The sequence below is a fragment of the Amycolatopsis roodepoortensis genome (assembly GCF_024628825.1).
GTDB lineage: Bacteria > Actinomycetota > Actinomycetes > Mycobacteriales > Pseudonocardiaceae > Amycolatopsis > Amycolatopsis roodepoortensis.
In genome coordinates this window covers 5,646,756-5,666,308 of sequence record NZ_CP102415.1, presented here as the reverse complement: position 1 = coordinate 5,666,308, position 19,553 = coordinate 5,646,756, and the positions used below count along the sequence as shown (strand labels likewise).

Below are 19,553 nucleotides of genomic sequence, written 5' to 3'. Positions count from 1 at the left end.
TCGTGAACGCACCCGCACTCGCTTCGGAAGCTCCCGAGGTGAGCCCCAGATCCAGACCTAGACCTGGGTTCGACTGGAATTTCGTCACCATCGGGCTGGTCGTAGGCCTCTTCGCGGTGATCGCGTGGAACCGAAGATGGGTGTGCGACGACGGCCTCATCGTCCTGCGGACGGTGCAGAACCTTCTTGACGGCAACGGTCCGGTGTTCAACGCAGGTGAACGCGTCGAGGCGAACACCAGCACGCTGTGGACGTACATCCTCGCACTTGCCGGCCTCTTCGGCGTACGGCTCGAATGGGCGTCCGTCATCCTCGGTCTGCTCTTCGCGGTCGCCGGGATGGCGCTCGGCCTCGACGGTGCCCGGCGCATGCATCCCTCGAAACTGATCCTCCCGGCCGGAGCACTTGTGCTTCTCGGCCTCTCCCCGTTCTGGGACTTCGCGACATCCGGTCTCGAAACCGGTCTCGTCACCTGCTGGCTCGCCGGCGTGTGGTGGCTCTTGGTCCGCCACGCCACCCGTCCTGACACACGTCCCTGGGCGACGGTCTTCATCCTCGGCCTCGGCCCGCTGGTCCGCCCCGAATTCGCGCTGGTGACGGCGCTCGGGGGCGTCGCCTTGCTCCTCGTCGCCAAGCCGGGCTGGAAACGCGCCCTGCTCTGGATTCTCGTCGCCGGCGTCCTGCCGGTCGGCTACCAGATCTTCCGGATGGGCTACTACGGCCTGATCACGCCGAACACAGCGCTGGCGAAGGAAGCCTCCAAGGCCCGTTGGGACCGGGGCTTCTTCTACATCGCCGACCTGCTCGACCCGTACCTGCTGGTGATCCCGCTGCTCACGCTGGTGGTCATCGCGGCGTTGGTGTTGCGGAAGCTGACACGTGCGACCACCATCGTGGTCCTGATGCCCGTCGTCGCCGCGCTGGGCCTGCTCTTCTACGTCACGCGCGTCGGCGGTGACTACATGCACGGCCGCATGCTGCTTCCGTCGCTCTTGCTGCTTCTTCTCCCTGTGCTCGCCGTACCGCTCAGCAAGTGGACCGCGGTGCCGCTGCTGGTGCTCGGCGTCTGGGCCGTGGTGAGCGCTGGCTGGTTGCGAGCGCCTTCGGCGATCACGCACACGATCGGCGCCAACGCCATCACCGATTCCCGCGTCTTCTGGGTCGACACCACGGCCAAGTTCCATCCGATCCTGGCCGAGGACGCCGCTCAGGTCCCCGGCTACCTGCCGGAGCTGGCCAAAGCCATGGAGGGCAAGCAGGGACCTGTCGTAGCGGTGTCCGTCGGCGGCAAGTGGCTCGTCGTACCGGCGCAAGAGCGGACCGTGGTCTCCTCGCCCGGCGCGCTCGGCTTCCCCGGCATGCTCCTGTCCTACGACTACAAAGTGGTCGACGACCTCGGCTTGGCCAGCCCGCTGGCATCGCACTCGATCTCGGTTCCAGGATGGCCGATGGGACACGACAAGCTGCTCTCGGTCGCCTGGACTATCGCGGACGCCGGCCGGGGCACTCCGGAGGAGCTGTCCGCGGCGACTGGAGGAGTGGTGAAGGCGGAGGAGATCGCGTCCGCGAGGCGTTCCCTCGCGCGTCCCGAGATCCAGGAGATGCTGGCTTCTGTGCGGGCACCCCTGACCGGAGACCGGTTCTGGAACAACCTGGTGCACTCGGTCGGCCGGTCCAGTCTGCGTTACGACCGCAACCCGTACATCGCACAGCACGGGCGCTGACCCGCCACATCGCCGCCGTCTACCGTCAATCATCTTGCGCGCAATGAAACCGCATCTGGGCGGAGGCCGCGACATAACTGCCAGGTAAGCAACCGAACGAGTGATGTCCACGCAGCCAAGGCCGCAATGGAGGTGCGCCCTTGGCCTGACTCAACGACGCTCGCATTGAGCATGCTGCCCTGAAGGCAAGAACCTGCGCGACCGTGATTTCGGCCGCGCAGGTTCTCGACCAGGTCAGGAGTGTGCTTTACCGCCGGTGTATACCGGCGGTGCCGGCTTGGCCGCGGCGCTACGCTGCGTCGGCTCCGCGCCGTAGATCCCACGGTAGGTGTAGATCTCGCCCTGCGGGCCCCGCCAGCTCACCGCCCAGCTGTCGTCTGGCAGCATCACCGCAGTCGGATCGGTACCGGCTTCATGCAGGTCACGCACCTCCCAATCGCGGAAGACACCACCGGCATTGGTCTGCCCAGTGCTGTAGATCAGGCTGTCGCTGCTGAGGACTGTGATCTCCACGGTCCCCCGGCTGGTGACGACCGCGGCCGGGGAACCCTTGGCCGTGATGCCGTCGATCGGCTGCCAGGTGCCAGGGAAGCCCGCGGAGGTCTCACGCTGGGTGTAGATCTTCCCGTCCGCGCGCCGCACGACGACCTGAAGCTTTCCGTCGCTGTGCGCCACAGTCGCGGGAACGCCTGTGACGTCCGTGCCACCCAGGTTGCGCCACGCACCGAGCGTGTCGCCGACGAAGCGCGCGACCCGGACCGAGCCGTCGCCGTGCCTCCCGACGACCTCGAACCCATCACCGTTGCGCACCACGCTCAGGTCAGCGGTGAGTCCGGCGCCGCCCAACGAACGCCAGGCACCATAGCCACCTTGGACCGGCGCACCCCAAAGCACCAACTGTTTGCGATACCAGAGATTGCCGTCGACGTCGGTGGCGAATGCGGTCATCAGATTGTCCGAGCCCTTGACCAGGCTGGGGCTGGACAGCATTCGACCCGAGTGAGCCTTCACCCCGGCCTGCCAGGTGCTGTTCTTCGCCGTTTGCAACTTGCCGCGCACATCGGCGTCGTCGTAGCTGTGCGCCAGAACCTCAAGTTTGCCATCGGGATGGGTGGCCGCCGTCGGCTGCCCGGTGTACTTGAAGTAGTCGGGGAACGTCTGGTGGTCGATCAGGTTCCATTCCGACGTCCTGCGTTGCTTGGCATGGGTGAGGCCACCAGCGTTGTTGACGTAGAAGTAGTTCATCAGGCCGTCGTCACCCTGCACCGCGGTGTTGCGCGCGGTGAAATTCGCGGGGACCGCAGGCCTCGTGGGCACAGCCTGGCCGACCAGCTTACAGGCGTCGGAATCACCTTCGGCCAACCAGTCAGCGCGCCATCCCGCACCGACCTGGGTTCCGGAACCCGTAGCCCAGGCACCGTTTCCGAGGTAGCGATGCCACCTGAGTGCCTCATTGTTGACCACTGCGTAAAAGACACCACCACCGACGCCCGCGACATCGGTGATATTCTGCCAGCCGTCGCCGAGAACCCGCCCGTACTCAAGCCACCGGTCGCTCTCCGCGTGGTATCGATAGCCGTGCAACTGGCCAGCCGGGGTACGGGCGAACAACTGACCTTCACCCGAGGCGAAAATCATGTTGTACTTATCGCCCCAGCCGACATCGATCACGCGCTCGGTCCACGTCTTAGCGGTCTGATCGTAGCGCCACCAGTGCAGCGCCTTATCCGAAGGAAAGCCGAAGAAGTCACCTTTGGCGTCGATGGTCATGCGATTCCGGGCAGACGCGCTACCCCAGCCCGCCCACCCCGTGGCGATCAAGGTCGGGGTGCCACCGTTCTCCCAGCCTGAGGATGTCCAGCGCCGCTGATAGACCTCTCCTGCCTCGGTGAGGTGGTACACCAGGCCATCGGGACCACCGAGCATGATCCCAGCCCAGTTGAACCCGATACCCCGTTCTGTTCCCCAGTTTCCGGATGGCAGTTCGGGCTCATTGTTGATGTGCATGTTGAGCCCGGTATCCGGACGGCGGGTGTAGATGTTGGCCGCGGTGTCGCACTGGAGGGTCTCGGCGGCGACCGCCGGACCGGCGAGCGGAACCGGAGCGGTCACCGCGACGGTGGTGGCCAGGATGGCGATCCCGGCCGAACGTCTGAATCTTGTCACCACGATATCTCTTTCTGCCATCAGGGTATGAAATCGGTGGAGAAGCTTGGGTTCTCACTCGGAAAATCGAACGGGAAAACGTCGGTACGCAGAACTCCGGTCAGCAAATCGAGCAGAACACCGGTGGAACTCCGCGGCGATACCGTGAAGCCCAACTGACCGGACTCTATGATGAGAGTCGGCCAACCAACCGGATCGCCGACAGGTATCCACATGAGAGAGTCCGCGTTATCAGTCCCTCCCCATTGGATCAGCTCACTGGCATCGACACCATACGAGCGTAGGACTTCGCGGATTCCATCGGCAGTATTTCGTCGAAGAATCTTTCTCATCCCATGGGTGCGTGAATGAATATCAAGGTGCTTATTCTCGACCCCCGCCCCGTATATCCACAGGAATTCATCGAAGCACCCCGTTCCGTAAGCATTCAACAAGTCGAGATGACTGGCCGGAATCGCCGGCCCGACGCCCCGGCCAAGAACCGCCCGATCGACTACCGCAGGAGGAGGGCAAAGTGAGACAAGCCGCTCCAGGTCACTCATGTCCCCTACCTCTCTACATGTTGGTCAGCCGACGCCTGAACGACCAGCCAAAGTCGTCAACGGCCTCGATGACAACATGACTCGGCACGACTCCGCCGCCACCATATTCCGGCGTGACACTCATGATGATCGTATTACCACTGAGTTTGACGTGCTCGGCAATGAGGTCCTCCGCGTCGCTAATCGGGCCGCTGTTCTGGATTTCCGATTGCGTCACAAGGTTCCTCAAATCGCGACCGTCGCCACCGAACTGCTTTCCGATCAGGTGACCGCGCGAGTGACGAGCCGTGTCACCAAGGAACCCAGCAGGGCTGTAACGCTTTCCACGCCCGGCTGCAGAGCCGATGAGTCCCTGAGCCGCATCAGCCAGTACTTGAGGGGAAACCTCGGCGTATGCTGGGCCGGCCCTCCCGTTGTCGAGTTCGCTGTATATCGGCCCACAGTTGTGGACCAGGACATCCGCAGTGGTGGTCTGACCGGTGCCCGCTCCCACGTAGTACGTGTGGATGCCGTCGACCGTCAGGTTGTAGACCTGGCGGACGTCGGAGAACGACCGCGTGCCGGTGACCGTCGCCGGCCGGTTGTCCGCGGTCAGGAACCGGTACCCGGCCTTCAGGTCCTCGGCGCCGAGCCAGCGGCCCAGGCTCTCCACCCAGAACGGGTGTTCGTCGGTCGCGGTGATCTTGCCCTTACCGCCGGCCGAATCGACGGAGATCTCGTACAGCTTCCCGTCGGCTCGGTGCGCCCGGACGTCGGTGACCTCCTTGACCGCGGTCTTGCCGGTGGTCGGATCCGTCGCGATCACCTTGTCGCCGACCTTGACGTCCTGGATCGGCTTACGCGATCCGTCCGCCATCAGCACGGTGGTCGCGCCATCGAAACTGTTCCGGTCACAGCTGACCTGGTTACGGGCGCTGCGGCCCGCGTCCTTGGCTTCTTCGGAGCCGCGTTTCCGATGGCCGCCCATCAGGCTGAGCGCGTCGCCGAGGCCCGGCACCTGGGTGTTCGCGAAATCCGAGACCGCCTGTTCGGCGACGGACTGGATCACGCTCGTGCCCGGCTTGATGATCGTCGCCTTGACGGTCTCCCAGACCTTGTTGACGTCCTGGACGTTCTCCGCCGTGGCCGCGGCGAACCGTGCAGGGACGTTTGGGGACGATGAGACCAGGTCCTTCGCGGCGAGTCTCGGCTTCAGAACCGCCTGCTGAACCGGAAGCGGGTTACGTTTCGCCGCCGAGGCGATCGCCGCCTTGGCCCGTGCGGTCACCGCGAGCTGGGCCCGGCGTAGCGCGGCTGCCGCGGCGGCCGCGGCCGCCCGACGGGCCGCGGCGGCCGCAGCCGACTTCGCCGCCGATCGGCCGGCCCAGGCCGCGGCATGCCCGCCTACCCTGCGCACACCGCCGGCGACATCGTCGGCGTAACGGCGGACTCCGCCCGCGACGTCATCGGCGTACCGACGCACGCCACCCACGACATCGTCGCCGTAGCGACGTCCCGCGGAGGCCACCTGGCCACCGACCCGCCGGCCTGCGGAGGCCAGGTCACCGCCCCACTTGACGGCGTGTTTGATTCCCTTCGCGATCTTGCCGCCAGGTACGAAGTTCGACACGGCCCAGAGGAAGTTGCCGATACTGGGTTCCTTGATGAACTTGGCGACGTCGTTGTAGCCCGAGACCTCCTTGACGCCTTCCCAGATACCTCTGCCGATCGCGCCCCAGTTCGGCCAGTGACCGTCGGGGTCGATCAGGTCGAGCGGCCGGCCTGCACCGTAGGTGTAGCGGTTGAACAGGGTCGACGGGCCCGACGCCGCGGACACTGTGTCGCGCGAAGCGAAAGCGCCCGTGCCGGGCTGATACCAGCGGGCACCCATGTTGACCTGCTGGGTGTCGGGATCCGTCCAGTCACCCTGGTAACCGACCGCTCGCTTGCTTCCCGAAGACGCGGTGACCGTGCCGAAAGGATCGAAGGCGGTCGAGTCTGCCAGGCCCGAGTCCGGTTTGGACGGATCGAATCCACCGACGATGTCCCCGTGCTTGTCCGCCAGGGTGAACCGCTTCTCGGCGCCCTGGCCGATCGAAAGCAGCTCCCCGGACGGACCACGTCCATAGGTCGCCGTGCCATCCGAAACCGGGTCGAGATCGGCACCGGCATACGCGAACTTGGTGCTACCGCGGGACAGCACCCGGTCCATGTCGTCGTAGGTGTACTGAGACTTGCCTACGCTGATCAGCCGATCGAAGGAGTCGAAGGAGAATTTCTCCTCCATACCCGAGCTGGTGCGCGAGGCCATACCACCGCGTGCGGTGTACGAGTACGTGTAGTCCCCGTCGGCCAGCACCCGGTTCCGCTCGTCGAACGTCGCGGTCTTCTCGCCGTTGCGGATCCGGTTACCCGACGCGTCCCAGCCGTACTCGGTGGTCTTGCCGCCGGTGGTCCAGCTGGCGAGCCGGTTCGCGAAGTCGTACGTGTAACCGTTGTCGCCGGCTCCGGCCGTGCCCGCGGTGACCTTCCGGGTCAGGCGGTCGTTCAGGTCGTATTCGTAGGAGACCGAAGACGCCGTGACGCCGGTGGACGCCTTGAGCACGTCCGAAGACTGCCGGCCCAGCACGTCGTAGCCGAACTCGCGAGTCCGGCCCTGCCCGTAATCGACCTTGTCGAGCCTGCCGACGGCGTCGTAACCGAACGCCTGAGCCGCACCGGTGACCCCATCGGACACGGTCGACAACCGTCCCTTGAGGTAGCTGAACCGCGACGTGCCCGAAGCGTCCGATCGGGTGGTCGGCCGCCCGTCCGCGTCGTACTCGAACGCCGACTCGCCGGAAATGCCGGTGGCGGTCAGCATCGCACCACGATCGTTGTAGGTGTAGGCGTTCTTGCCCATCCCGGATTCGGTGCCGGTCAGCCTGCCGACGTCGTCGTAGCTCTTGAGCCGCTCACCGTTCACCCCGGCCCCGGTGCCGGTCTCCTTGACCAGCCGGTTGAGGGCGTCGTATTCCCGGGTCCTGCTCACATTGCCCGGCGACACGATCTTGGTGGCGTTACCGGCCGCGTCGTAGACGGAGGTCCAGGTGCGGTCCGCCTCCGCCGGATGCGCCGTGGTCGCCGGTTCCCGCACCGTTTCCGGCAGCGACAACGCGTTGAACGTGTAGAACGTCGAGTTCCCGCGGCCGTCGGTGTAGCGGGTCCGGTTTCCCTGCGCGTCATAGCCGAACGACGTGGTGATCGAGTTCGTGTCGGACACCGGTTCGACCTGCTTGACCAGCCTGCCGAGCGGGTCGTAGTCGAACTTCGTCATCTTGCCCAGTGCGTCGGTCGCCGAAACCACCTGGCCGGCCGCGTCGTGGGCAAAGGACGTGCGCCGTTGAATACGGTTGCCGCCATCGAGGTTGACCATCGCGGTCTTGCGGCCAGCGGGGTCGTACTGCGCGAAGCTGGTCAGCCCCTTGGCGTCCCGCTGCCACACCTGACGACCGATCCCGTCATAGCCGAGCTGCGTGGTCACCCCCGCCGGGTCCGTGACAGAAGTCCGCTGCCCCAACGCGTCGTAGGCGCTGGTGGTCACGTCGCCAGAGGGCGAAGTGACCTTGGTCAGGTCGCCGGCGTCGTTGTAGTCGAACTTGGTGGTGTGCGCGCCCGCGACAGGTTTGCGTTCCAACGCCGTCTGAGTGATCTTGCGGCCTAGGAAGTCATAGGTCGCCTCCTGCCGCGAGCCGGTCGGGTCGGTGACCGACAGCCGCTCCCCGGTGAGCGTGTAGTCGTACTTCCACACGCCACCGACCTCGCCCGGGGCGTCCGCCTTCGGCTGCTGTTGCTCGACTTGACGGCCGAGCTGGTCGTACCGGAACCGGCTGATCGCACCACGCGGGCCGACCGATTCGATGACGTTGCCCACCGCGTCGTAGACCACGGAGGTGGCGGCGACGACCAGGTCGGCCGAGCCTGGCGCGCGATAGGCGGGAGCTTCGACCCGCACCGGCCGTCCGACGGCGTCGTAGGACCGCTTGGTGACGTTGCCGTTCGCGTCCTTGGTCGCGGTCTCCTCACCGAAGACGTTGAAACCGACCACGGTTTCCGGCCTGCCGACGGCGGATTTCCCGTCGCCGGACTCCAAGGTCGCCGCGGGCAGCTTGGCACCGACCTGCTGCTCGGCCTCGTCGTAGCGGTATTCGGTGGTGAAGGCGGCGGGATCCGCACCCGCGACGTTGCCGCGTGGTTCGGTCTCCGCCACCAGCAGCCCGCGCTGATCGTATTGGCGTTTGGTGATCAACGCCGACTGCCCGTGGCGGACGCTTTCCGAGGTCTGGTTCCCTGCCGCGTCGTACGTGAAGTCGATGACCTCCGCCGGACCGCTTCCGAACGGCCCGGTGTTCGAGTTCTTGCCGACCTTGGCGACCTGGGTGACGTTGCCGTTCGGGTCGTAGGTGTACTCGGTCCGGCGGGCGAGCCCGCCGGGGTCCTCGACGGTCGCCCTGGTCCGGCCGACGGCGTCGATTTCATGGGCGGTCAGCCTGCCGCCGGGGCCGAGGCGGCGGACGAGGTTGCCGGCGGCGTCGTAGGCGTTCTGTTCCAGGAGGACCTTTTCGGTCGTCCCGTCGGCCTTCTTGCCCTTTTCCGCATGGACCCGGAAGACCAGATCGTTGTGCGTGTACTCGTACGTCGTGGCCCTGCCCATCGCGTCGACGTGACGGATGAGCCTGCCCGCGAGGTCGTAGGTATTGGACTCCAGCACGAGCAACTTGGCTTCGGAGTCATCGGGGCTGTCGGAGTTCTTTCCACCGCTGACAGGTTTTCCGTGCCAGCCGCGAAGACGGACCTCGGCGAGTTTGTTGCGCGCGGTGTAGGCGTACTCGATCCGGGCGCCGAGCGCGTCGACCGTCCACATGCGATTGCCGAAGACGTCGAAGCCGAACGACGTCGTGGCTCCGGTCGCGTCGGTGACGGAATTCTGCCTGCCGTGCTCGTCGTAGGTGTAGCCGGTGACCCTGGTCTGGTCTCCACCGGTGAGATCCGCGACCTCCACCTTCTCCGGCTCGCCGTCGGCCGTGTACGTCGTCGTGGTGGCCCGGGTGTGCTTGACCCCGGTCACCGCGTCGGTCACCGGTGGTTCGGTCACCTTGGCGAGGAGATTGCGTTCGTCATAGGTGAAAGTGGTGGTGAGGCCTTGCGGATGGGCGTCGGACACCTCGGTTTCGGTGATCTTGCGGCCGAGCGCGTCGTAGGTGTACCGAGTGACCATCCCCCGGCTTTCACCGTCTCGCCGAGGGCCTTCGGTTTCGGCGAGATCACCGTTCGCGTAATAGCGGTTCCGGGTTTCGGCGCCACGGGCGTCCAGGGTCCGTTGCAGGAGCCCGGCGGGTTCGAGCCCGCCGCCGACGGCAGCGCTCTCACCGTCGGTGTAGAAGTGCTTCACCGTCGAGCCGTCGGGCGTGACCTGGCTGTCCAGATCACCACGCGGCGTGTAGGCGAACGTGGTGCGATAGCTGTTGTCGGTCGCGCTCGTGGACCGGCCGTCGCGCGCTTCGAGCTGCTTGTCGATCCGCGGGTCGGTGTCGTTCGCCTTACCCGGAGCGGGTTTGTAGTAGGTGAAGTACTCCGTGTCGCACACCGCGGGTTCACGGCACGTGCGGCGAGACAGGACGTTGCCTCGGTCGTCGTTTTGGAGCACGACCTGGTGGCCGTTCTCGTCGGTGATGGTCTGCTGGAATCCGCTTTCGTCGTAGTCGTAGCTACGCACGCCGATGCCCTGCACCGGGCCGCCGACCCAGTCCGGCGTGTTGTGGCCGGGACCGCCGCAGTAGACCGGGCTGCCGTCCGGGTTCGGTGGCGGCGTTCCGGTACACGCCGGCGCCGTCGTCGGGGGTGACGTCGGCACCACCGAGGGGTCGGGCCGGTCTTCATCACGGGTGCCCAGCCCGAGCGGGCTCGACGTGCGGATGACCCGCCCGCGGATCGGGTCGTAGTCGTAGAACCTCGACCGGTTCCCGGGATCCGTGACCTCGATCGACCGGACGAGATTGCGGACCGGACGTTTTTGCTCGTCGAGCTTCTCGGTACCGCTCACGTTCGGCACGCCGAGGGTCCATTTGCCGCCGTCGTCGTCGGTGTAGGTCCGGATCCGGTCGTTGACCGTGTCGTAAGCGAGCTGCGCGGCCACCCGGCCACCCGGCATGGTGACCTTGGTGAGCTGGTCAGCGGCGGCGCGCGCGGCGAAGTGCGCTTTCGCCGCCGACTCGCCCAGCGGATGCTGGTAGAGCGCGACCTCGTCGATCTCGCCCGCGAAATGCTTGACCGCCTGTCCCGGCCACCATCCGGCGGGTTCCCAGTTGGCCGGGCCGACGACGTGCGAAGCACCGATCTGCCCGTAGTTGAGCAGGCTGTCGTCGATTTCACCGTCGGTGGTGCCCACCTTCACGCCGTCGAGGAACATCGTCTGGGTCGCCAGCGACCCGGACAGCACGACGTGATGCCACTGCCCGTCGTTCACCGCGCCGGTGGTGGTGATCGGCGCGACGCGGCCGTGCCAGAACTGACCGCGAAGCTTCCCGTCGCGGTCGACGTAGAGCGCCGGGACCGCCCCGCCTGGCGCACGGTCGAACGGCTGATGCTGGAAACCGACCAGGGGCCCGCCACTGGTGGTCTTGAACCACATCTCGATGGAGAGATCCCGGCTCTTCTTGATCGCGCCGTCGGGGAGCTTGACGTAGGAATTGGTGCCGTTGAAGGTCGCGGCGGTGTCGGGGCTGCCCGCCGCCATGCCCGGGCTCCCGAGCTGGACGGTGCGGTAGGCGCCGTGGTCCTTGCCGAGATTCGTGGCGACCTGGCTTTTCGCGCCGTCGCCTTCCGTTTCGCCGAGGCGCCAGTAGGAATCCGGCTTGGAATCGACGACCGCACTGCGATAGTGCGAGCCGGTGTCGTACTCGTAGGACGTGCAACCGTTCTTCGGATCGCACACCCGGGTCAGCCGGTCGCCGTCGTACTCGTACTTCCAGCTGATGGCCGCGCCGTTGACCGGATCGGTCTTGACCTCGGTGACATGTGCGCCGGTCCAGGTGAAGTACAGCGTCCTGCCGCTGGTCCGGCTGATCGCCCGCTTGAGCTGCCCCGTGGCGCCGTAGTCGAACTCGACCCACCGGCCCGCGTTGTCGTGGACGGTGATGAGCTTTCCGTCGAACGGACGGAACGTGTAGGTGGTGTTGGACTTGTCGACCAGCACGTAGTTCTGCGCCGGCGTCACGACGTCCTGGTAGAACGTCGCGAATCTGCCGGGCGGCGGCGCGAAACTGCCGTTCTCGGCGTTGTGCCCGAACCGGACCTGCTGGCCGTCCGGATAGGTGACGACGACGTTGCCGGAACCGTCGAGATCCGAGACGACCCGCATGTCGTATCGCGTCGACCAGCCCGCGCCGAACGCGAGATCCTTGCGCGGGTCCAGGCTGTTGTAGGTACGGGCGACGTTCAGGTCCGGGCCGGTGACTCCGACCGCCGCGTCGATCGCGCCGGTCGTGTAGTTGCCGATCTGCGGATCGAAGTCCAGGTCACCGGCGCTGTAGGGCGCACCTCCGAGGTGCGAGGTGATGTCCGGCTGCGGAACCGCCGTGAGCAACGCGCTGAACGGGAGCTGTTCGCTGCGGGTTCCGCTCGGATCGACCGCGAACGCGCGCCAGTGGTAGGTCTCGCTCCACCGCAACCGTCCTTTGGGGACGGTCCAGGTCTTCGCCTTGGTACGCGGGGAAAGCGTGCAGGCGAAATCGATCGCGCCGGTGGCCTCGTTGCGCTGGCAGATTTCGAACTCGTAGTCGATCGTCGTGTTCGGAGGCGCGTCGATGTCCACCGCGTCGGCCCACAGCTGCGGGGTCAACGTCGGCGCGGTGTGCCCGGCGGGCGGGTACTGGGCCTTGACCACGGGCGGCAGTTCGAACACCGTCATCGAAAGCCGGGCGGGCGGGATCTGCTCGTCGGTGAAGAAGGTGTTGTTGTGCACCATGCTGAAGTCGAGCAGGTAGTCGCCCGGGTCCATCTCGAACACCGTGGCGTCGAGGGTCACCGTGTCGCCCGGCGGCACGTCGCGCGGCAGCCTCGCCGACTCACGTGCGTCCTTCGGCCGTCCGTCGGCGGTGAACGCGCGGTACGACAAGCGGTATTCGGCAGGCGTCCAGGTCCGCGAGCCGCGGTTGGTCACCGCGATCCGCACCTTCGCCTTGTCACCGCTGTCACGGTGAACCGGCGGTTCCGGGACGCCCCGTTCGATGCGGTAGCCGGCGTCGTAGGGAGTATGCGTCACGAACAGGCGTGGCTTGTTCGCCGTCTGGTGTCCGGTGAACTTCTTCCAGCCGCGGACGGCCTTCACCGCCAGCCCGTGGTTCGGCTGGCCCTTGACCCAGCCCTGCACCAGGTCGCGGCCGCCGTCGCCGAGGTCGATCGCGTGCGCGGCGGTGGGGCACGGCGAATACGACTGCCCAAGTCCGACGTAACCGTGCGCGAAGCTCGCGCCACCGAGCACTCCACCGGTCGGCGGGGTCCCGGACGTGCCCCACGGCGCGGTCACCGGATGCACGGTGATCGGCTCCGGACGGCAGGACGGCGCGTCGAAGTTGGTCAAATACAGCTGGGCGCCGAAGATCTTGTGCCCGGACAGGGCGCCCGACACCCCGCCGAAGTCGAAGTAACCGACGGAGCCGTTGCCCACCAGCAGCTCGCTCGCGCCGCTGCGCCGCTGACCACCGGAGACGTACATGCTGTTGCCTGCCACGCCCTGGTGCACGCTGGGATCCACCAGCACCGGATAGTGCCGGGCCGGGTCGCGCAGCCATGCCTGGTCGAGGTCGACCTTCAGCGCCTGACCACTGCCGTGCGGCACGAGCGAGTAGGTGACGCCGTAGGACGTGGCGGGGTTCTCCGCGGCCGAATCCGTCATGAATCCCGCGGGGATGTGTGCCTGCTCGGCACCCGAGCCGTCGAGCAGCGCGACCCGGCCGTCGATCAGCTTCGGAGTCAGGCCACCGAGACGCAACGGGAAGAGCCAGCTGGTGGCGGCTTGGGGCGAACCGAGAACCAGTGTCTCCTTGATCCCGCCGGGCAGGACGTCGATCCGCAGGTCGGCGCCGCCCGCCACCCCCGGATAGGTGATCGCGCTGCCCTCGACACGAGCGGGGACGGCCTGCGCGCCCGCGAGACCGAAGGCGAATTCCTGGGCGCCGGGCAGCCGCATCGACACGAACGGCTCGGGCGACGCCTTACCGGCGAACCTGGTGTCGACCTGGTCCGCCGCGTTGCGCCAGCCGCCTCCGTCGGGAACGACGGCCGGGTCGATGGGCTGCCAGCCGCCGTCAGCGCGACGGAAGTTCAGCGGCCCCTCGGAGAACTCCGTGGTCTCCGTCCCGTCGGGATTGGCGAAGGTCCGTTCCCTCGGCCCACGGCGGTCCGGCAGTTCACGGCTGGCCCGCTCGTCGAACCCGGTGACCTTGGCGGACACCGGTTGTTCGGCCACCGGGTTCGGCTTGGGCTTGTCCGAGTGGAAGACCGGCTGGGGGTACTTCGCGAGTTCGGACTTCGGCTCGGCGCGGTTCCCCGTCGCGGACTCGACCTCGTGCTGCTGCCCCTCCGCGGTTCCCCACTCCTGCCGGGGAGCGAGATCACCCGGGTTCACCGAGTCCACGCTTCCGGGCTGGAAGGTGTCGGCGCTCACCATCCCCAGCAGAAGCACGATCACCAATCCAAGGGCACCTAGAGCCCCACCGAATCGGGATCCGGAAAAAGGCATGCGTCTACCCTGAATTCGGCCGGCGGCCATCAGCGATCCCCCCTGCTCACAGGCGGACATCCGTCGCCGCCCAAGGCAAAACCTCGATTAACCTAGCGGCCGCCGATCATCGGAACAATAGTTGTCCAGACAACTTTCTTATCACCGCGAAGCTCACGGAAAGTAATGCCCGTGAACGTTACCTATTCCGGCTGAGATCACACTCGGAAAAGGCCGACGTCGACCATTCAGACGATTCTTTTACGGAACAAGACGGGCCTCGACGTTTATTACCGCCAAGGAAAGCCTCGAACCAGTCACTTTTTCCCGAAACACGAGTGGCCCCCTTGCTCATGAGCAAGGGGGCCACTCGTGTGAAGAACTACTCGCCGATGACCGGCGGAGCGGTGCGCATGTCGGTCCCGAAGACCTCGTCCGGGTCGCCCTCGACGAGGTACGTCGGACGCTGGTGCTCGGTGTCCTCGTCCCCATCCGCGTGCTGACCGCGGCCGCCCATGCCGCCGCCCATACCCGGCCCGCCGCGACCGGCGGCGCCACCGCCGAGACCGCCCATACCGCGGCCTGCCGCCGCTTCGGCGGCACCGATACCACCGGGGCGGGCCGCGCCGGACGCGGAGCCCGAGCCGGGCGTGGAGCCCCCGGCTCCGCCACCGGGACCGAACCCGCTTCCGCCGCCACCGCGGGCGGTGCGGCTGTTGTGCTCCGCGTCGCCGAGGCCGCCGCCCATCATGGGCGGCGCCATCGGCATGGGGCTGATCGGCATCGAGGTGTTGTTGTTGGGGCCGGGACCGGTGATCGGCGCCGGCGTGTTCTGGAAGCCGGACGGCGTCGTCCCCGACGGGAGGCTGCCGGAGCCCGTGCTGCTGCCGGGGCCCGGGAGGTTGGGCGAGCCGTAGCCGCCGCCACCTCCGCCTCCTCCACCGCCGCCGGTACCCCTGCTGCCGGGCGGGATGTAGGTGTTGCCGGGGTTGTTGGAGCCAGGCGTGTTCGAGCCGGGCGGAATCTGGTAGATACCGGGCCTACCGGTGTCATCGCCGCCGCCTCCCACACCGAACTTCGGCGGCTCGGCGAAGGCCGGCTGCTTCGACGCGGCGTCGTACAGCGCCTTGTCATAGCTGTGCATGGCGGAGGCCGCCTCGGTGTGCGCCTCCTGGCTGTCCTTCTGCTTCTGGATGGACTTGTCGATGTTCTCGCCGAGGTTGAACGGGTTCGACGTCATCCACCCCCCGACCTCTTCCTTCCAGCTGAAGGGGATCGGTTTGGGCATCGTGTTCTTCACGGTGGAGGCCGCGGTGCCCTGGTCGTAGATCGTCTCGGAGGCGAGCTTCGCGTTCTGGGAGTTGGTCTCGGACCATTTGCTGAGGCTCTTGAAGTAGCCCTGTGCGTTGCCCGCCGCGTCGCCTTCCCAGGTGCCCTGCGACGAGGTGACCGCCTGGTCCATGGTCTTCGAGAAGGTTTCGAAGGCCTTGGACAGGTCGTGGTACGCCGTGGAGACCTGGGTGACCTGCTCGACGTTCAGGTCCGTGTTGACGAACTGTTCGAGCCGCTCGTGGTCGTAGCCCTGGTAGTCCGCGTTCGACGGCTCCAGGCCCTCGACGTACTGGACGTCGCCGTTCCTGGTCAGCTGGTCGACGTTCTTGTCGCCGACCTCCTGCGACTGCTGATTGGCCTTCCCGGAGGCGATGAACCGGTTGACCGCGCCGAACAGCCAGCCGTCACTGGGGTCGACGCCCTCCTGCGCCTTCTGCTGGAAGTACGCGTCGCGAGCCGCCGGCGAAAGGTCGGAGACCTGCTGCTCGGTCAGGTTCGGTGTCTTGGTGGTCATCCTGGTTCCCCCTTAGCCCTTCGGAAGCTTCGGTTCGACGATGTCGGCGACCTTCTCGGCGATCCCGCACGCCTTCTGGGCGTCGTCGGCCGCGACGAGGAGATCGACCCGCGCGGACGGGCCGAGTTCGAGCGCCATCAGGCACCCGCCCGGAGGCCTGGGCGCGAGGACCGCCTTGCGTCCGTTGACGTTGCCGGTGGTCTTGCCGTTGCCGGAGTCGCTCACCGAGTCGAGGCCCTGTGCGTCACGGACGCCGACACCGATCGAGAGGGTCTCCGAGACCGCCGCGGCCTCCTTGTTCAGCGTGCAGAGCCGGGCCCCGCCCGCGCTCTCGTTCGTCGGCGGCTTGAAGGTCCCGTAGGACGCCAGGTCCGCCGCGCTGACAAGCGAACACGGGTCGATCGAAGCGGTGTCACCGCCGGAAGTGGGCGCGGCGCTGGAAGCGCTCGACTGCGCCGGAGGAGCCGACGGCGCGGGACTGGCGCTGCCCGGCTTTTCGCTGGAGCACGCGGCCAGTACCAGGGCGGCCGCGGCGAGCGGCAGCACGCAGAGTTTCTTCATCGTCCCTCAGGCCTGAATCTTCTTGGTGGCGTCGATCGCGCGGTCTTCGACGTCCTTGTACAGTCCGGCGGCCCTGGCCAGCGCCTCGTCGGCGTCCTTGACCACCTGCTCGAACTGCCCGATGATCGCGTTCGCGGAGTTCGCGGACTGGGCCGCGCCCTTGTGGTCGTGGGCGGCGACCGCCTTGCCGTACGGGTGACCGCCGAGCTGCGGGGCCTCGTTCAGCGCCATGGTCTTGGTCTTCAGCGCCTTGAGCTCTTCCGACATGTTCGCGAGCGCTTCACGCAGCGGCTTGACACCTTCGGCGGTGATCTTGAAACCACCGCTCTTGGCGGCCGAGACCAGCTTCTGGGTCTCGGCGCTCACCTTGGCGATCGCGGCCTGGTTCAGGCCGCCCGCCTCCACGTACTTGGCAGCCGCCCCCATGGCGGAGCCGATCGAGAAGTCCGGTGCCGCCTGTCCGCCGTCCGCTTCGAAAGCCATCGCCCGCCCCACTGCATCGTCTGCTCGCCCGTGCGTTCCGCCCGGAAGTCTACTAGCCGGGCACTCAGCGCAACGGTGATTCCCGGATCACCGGAGATCTCACCGGAACTGTGACGAAACGGGCGTCACGCCGGTTCCCGTAGGTTCAGAACTGGCCTTCGAGCTGGGCATACAGCTGCTGGGCGATCCTCGCGTTGTCGGCGGGCGCGTAGGTCAGCCAGCTTTGCCCGTCGGACGCCTGGCGCGAAGTCATCATGAACCGGCCCGCCTCGGTGTCGAACCACGCCAGCGGCGGAAAGGCCTGGCCGCCGCGGATGAACACGCTGAACTGACCCACGCGCTTCATCGGCTTCTCGAAGATCCGCTCGACCTGCCTCTGCTGCGGGTTCGACCCGTGGGACCTGGGCCCGCTGACCTGGGCGAAGGGGTCGTACGCGTCGTCGTTCCGTGGGCGCTTGGGCGCGCTCGCCGGCTTCGCGATGGTGACCGACTGGCCGGGGCCCGACGGGGTGAGCGGCAGGAGGTCGACGATCGACGCGACGATCGCGGTCGGCCTGGTCTCCTCGAACACGAGCAGGTTCTCGTCCTGGCGCGCGAGGACCGCGAACTGCCCGTTCGTCGCCGCCCGCGCGAACAGCTGCTTGTCGTTGTCCAGCTGCGCGACCGTCCAGACCGCGAGCTGCGGGTTGGCGAACGTGGCGAGCGCGAGTTCGACGTCGGCGTCGAGCCTGCCGCCGCGCATCATGCCGCGGCCTTCGAGGTCACGGAAGACGGCCTCGCGCACCATCGCGCGCTGATCGGTCGTCGTGCCGATGTGCGGGACCTCGAACGGGACCGGCGCCGGACCGAACCGGCCGTGTTCGAGCAGGATGTCCACCGCCGCCAGCGACAACGAGAACGAATGCGGCATCGCCATTTCCCCCCGCGGGTGTCTTGTCCGTCGGGATGAACGTAGTCCACACACCCGATACGCCCGCAGCGAACCCGCTTGCCCGGCCGTGATCAAGACTGGTGCCATGGATTAATGGCAGACCAGAAACCCGCGCTCGTGCTCCATCTCGCCGCCGGCGGCGAGCCGCTGCTCTTCGCGCTCACGGCGGAAGAAACCGAACGGCTGACCAAGGATCTCTCGCATTTCGTCCGCACCGGCGCGGTGCAGACGGTCCGGACGCGGGACGACTCCGAGGTGGCGATCAACTTCTCCCACGTCGCCGCCGCCTACATCGACGACCTGAACCGCAAGACGAGGGTGTTCGGCCTTCACTAGGGCGTGTTTCATAAGCCTGTTCGATGGGCTTCGTGATCCAGGTGGTTCCTGACGGTGCGAAGACCGCGAACTTGGCTTATGAACGCGCCCTAGGCCCGGGAGAAGAGCTCCAGCAGCCCCGTCTTGATCTCCGGGCGGCTGGCGGCGACCAGCAGGAAGGTGGCTTCCCGGACGAGCCGCTGGGGGTGTCGTCCGACGAGTACCGACGTGCTGCCGTTGGCCGCGACCAGCGCGCCCGCGGCCCGGAAGGCGAGCTCCGCGCCCGCCGCCCTGGCCGCGGGCAGCGTCGGCGGGTCGGCGAGCGCCGCGTCGAGCCTGCCGCGAACGGCGTCGATCTCGGCCCGGATCCCGGCGGCGACGTCGGCCTTCCCGAGGTCCTCGATGAGCCGCGCGGCGCGTGCGGCCAGGCCGAGGGGCGCGCAGCCGTTGAGACGGGAGGCGAAGGTGTTGCCCGCGACGAAGTCCGCGTGCGGAGTCTTCCCGTAGACGCGTTCGTCGGGGAGGAAGTAGCGGGTGAAGCCGAGGTGCACGGTGGACGTGCCCTGCGCCGCGACGAGGTCGAGCGGCTGGACCTCCAGCTGTTCCCCCGCGACCGGATCGATGATCGCGCCGACGATGGTGTCGCCGTCGCGGGCGCAGAGCTGGAGCACGTCGATGACGCCCCAGCCGCTGACGAAGGGGGCTTCGCCGTCGAGAAGATAGCCGCCGTCGACGCGTTCCGCGCGCAGCCTGGGCGGGGTCGGGATCACCGCGGCGAACGCGGCGCCGGCCTTGAGCTCGCCGCTGATCAGCGACGGGAGGTAGCGGTCGCGCAGTTCGGCGCCAGCGTTGCCGGCGGCGGTCAGGGCCGCGACCAGGCCGTGGTGCTGGAGCCAGGTGAACGTCGTGGTGAGGCAGCCGCCGGCCAGCGCCTCGAGGATCTGGACGATCTCCGGGAGGCCGGCGCCCGGACCGCCGACTTCTGTGGGCGCCGCCAGGCCGTAGAGGCCTTCGGCGGCGAGAGCGTCGAAGTGACTTGAAGGGATTTCGCCCTTGAGGTCGACTTCGGTGGCTGCGGGGAAGAGGAGATCATCGGCGAGGGCGTGGGCTCGGGCGACCAGATCCGTCATGCGGGTAAGGCTACCCTTACTTGGGTCGACGTGGGTCTAGCACCGCTAGGAAAGCTAGCGGTACTAAAGGTCCCTTGCTCCCCTTTTGGGACTGCGGGCGAGGGGTTGCGAAAGCC

General features: G+C 67.1%; 10 protein-coding genes. 2 read left to right on the top strand and 8 right to left on the bottom strand.

Annotated elements, in window-relative coordinates; translation table 11 throughout:
* Nucleotides 1-38: 38 nt before the first annotated feature.
* On the top strand, nt 39-1,724 hold the full coding sequence (locus NQK81_RS26920; protein WP_257483718.1) for an arabinofuranosyltransferase AftB family protein: 1,686 nt from the start codon (nt 39-41) through the stop codon (nt 1,722-1,724).
* A 234-nt stretch (nt 1,725-1,958) separates the two neighbouring features.
* Here NQK81_RS26920 and NQK81_RS26915 read toward each other — a convergent pair whose 3' ends face one another.
* The 7 genes from NQK81_RS26915 to NQK81_RS26885 all read right to left on the bottom strand — a co-directional run bounded on the left by NQK81_RS26915 (nt 1,959) and on the right by NQK81_RS26885 (nt 17,971).
* Complete coding sequence (locus NQK81_RS26915; RefSeq protein ID WP_257483717.1) at nt 1,959-3,911, bottom strand: DUF8189 domain-containing protein; 1,953 nt, start codon at nt 3,909-3,911, stop codon at nt 1,959-1,961.
* Entirely contained in the window at nt 3,911-4,432 is a 522-nt protein-coding gene (locus tag NQK81_RS26910; protein WP_257483716.1) for a hypothetical protein, read from the bottom strand. Before NQK81_RS26910 ends, NQK81_RS26915 begins: the two co-directional genes overlap by 1 nt.
* 13 nt (nt 4,433-4,445) lie before the next feature.
* The gene (locus tag NQK81_RS26905) at nt 4,446-14,141 is read right to left on the bottom strand and encodes a polymorphic toxin-type HINT domain-containing protein (RefSeq protein ID WP_257489854.1); all 9,696 of its coding nucleotides are present in this window, start codon (nt 14,139-14,141) and stop codon (nt 4,446-4,448) included.
* 412 nt (nt 14,142-14,553) lie between these two features.
* The gene (locus NQK81_RS26900) at nt 14,554-16,017 is read right to left on the bottom strand and encodes a hypothetical protein (protein ID WP_257483715.1); all 1,464 of its coding nucleotides are present in this window, start codon (nt 16,015-16,017) and stop codon (nt 14,554-14,556) included.
* A gap of 12 nt (nt 16,018-16,029) precedes the next feature.
* Complete coding sequence (locus NQK81_RS26895) at nt 16,030-16,578, bottom strand: DUF3558 family protein (RefSeq protein ID WP_257483714.1); 549 nt, start codon at nt 16,576-16,578, stop codon at nt 16,030-16,032.
* 6 nt (nt 16,579-16,584) lie between these two features.
* Entirely contained in the window at nt 16,585-17,061 is a 477-nt protein-coding gene (locus NQK81_RS26890; protein WP_257483713.1) for a hypothetical protein, read from the bottom strand.
* Nucleotides 17,062-17,206: 145 nt separating this feature from the next.
* On the bottom strand, nt 17,207-17,971 hold the full coding sequence (locus NQK81_RS26885) for an ESX secretion-associated protein EspG (protein WP_257483712.1): 765 nt from the start codon (nt 17,969-17,971) through the stop codon (nt 17,207-17,209).
* A 114-nt stretch (nt 17,972-18,085) separates the two neighbouring features.
* Between NQK81_RS26885 and NQK81_RS26880 the strand changes: the two genes are divergently transcribed.
* Nucleotides 18,086-18,328: a hypothetical protein gene (locus NQK81_RS26880; RefSeq protein WP_126732425.1), complete on the top strand. Its 243-nt coding sequence runs from the start codon at nt 18,086-18,088 to the stop codon at nt 18,326-18,328.
* Nucleotides 18,329-18,417: 89 nt separating this feature from the next.
* Here NQK81_RS26880 and NQK81_RS26875 read toward each other — a convergent pair whose 3' ends face one another.
* Nucleotides 18,418-19,437 carry an acyl-CoA dehydrogenase family protein gene (locus NQK81_RS26875; RefSeq protein ID WP_257483711.1) on the bottom strand — a complete coding sequence of 340 codons (1,020 nt, stop codon included), beginning with the start codon at nt 19,435-19,437 and terminating at the stop codon, nt 18,418-18,420.
* Nucleotides 19,438-19,553: the final 116 nt, after the last annotated feature.

Excerpts from the sequence above, each read along its gene's own strand:
- NQK81_RS26900 (WP_257483715.1), bottom strand. The coding sequence starts at position 16,017 with ATGACCACCAAGACACCGAACCTGACCGAGCAGCAGGTCTCCGACCTT.
- NQK81_RS26890 (WP_257483713.1), bottom strand. The coding sequence starts at position 17,061 with ATGGCTTTCGAAGCGGACGGCGGACAGGCGGCACCGGACTTCTCGATC.
- NQK81_RS26880 (WP_126732425.1), top strand. The coding sequence starts at position 18,086 with ATGGCAGACCAGAAACCCGCGCTCGTGCTCCATCTCGCCGCCGGCGGC.
- NQK81_RS26910 (WP_257483716.1), bottom strand. The coding sequence starts at position 4,432 with ATGAGTGACCTGGAGCGGCTTGTCTCACTTTGCCCTCCTCCTGCGGTA.
- NQK81_RS26875 (WP_257483711.1), bottom strand. The coding sequence starts at position 19,437 with ATGACGGATCTGGTCGCCCGAGCCCACGCCCTCGCCGATGATCTCCTC.
- NQK81_RS26885 (WP_257483712.1), bottom strand. The coding sequence starts at position 17,971 with ATGCCGCATTCGTTCTCGTTGTCGCTGGCGGCGGTGGACATCCTGCTC.
- NQK81_RS26895 (WP_257483714.1), bottom strand. The coding sequence starts at position 16,578 with ATGAAGAAACTCTGCGTGCTGCCGCTCGCCGCGGCCGCCCTGGTACTG.
- NQK81_RS26915 (WP_257483717.1), bottom strand. The coding sequence starts at position 3,911 with ATGGCAGAAAGAGATATCGTGGTGACAAGATTCAGACGTTCGGCCGGG.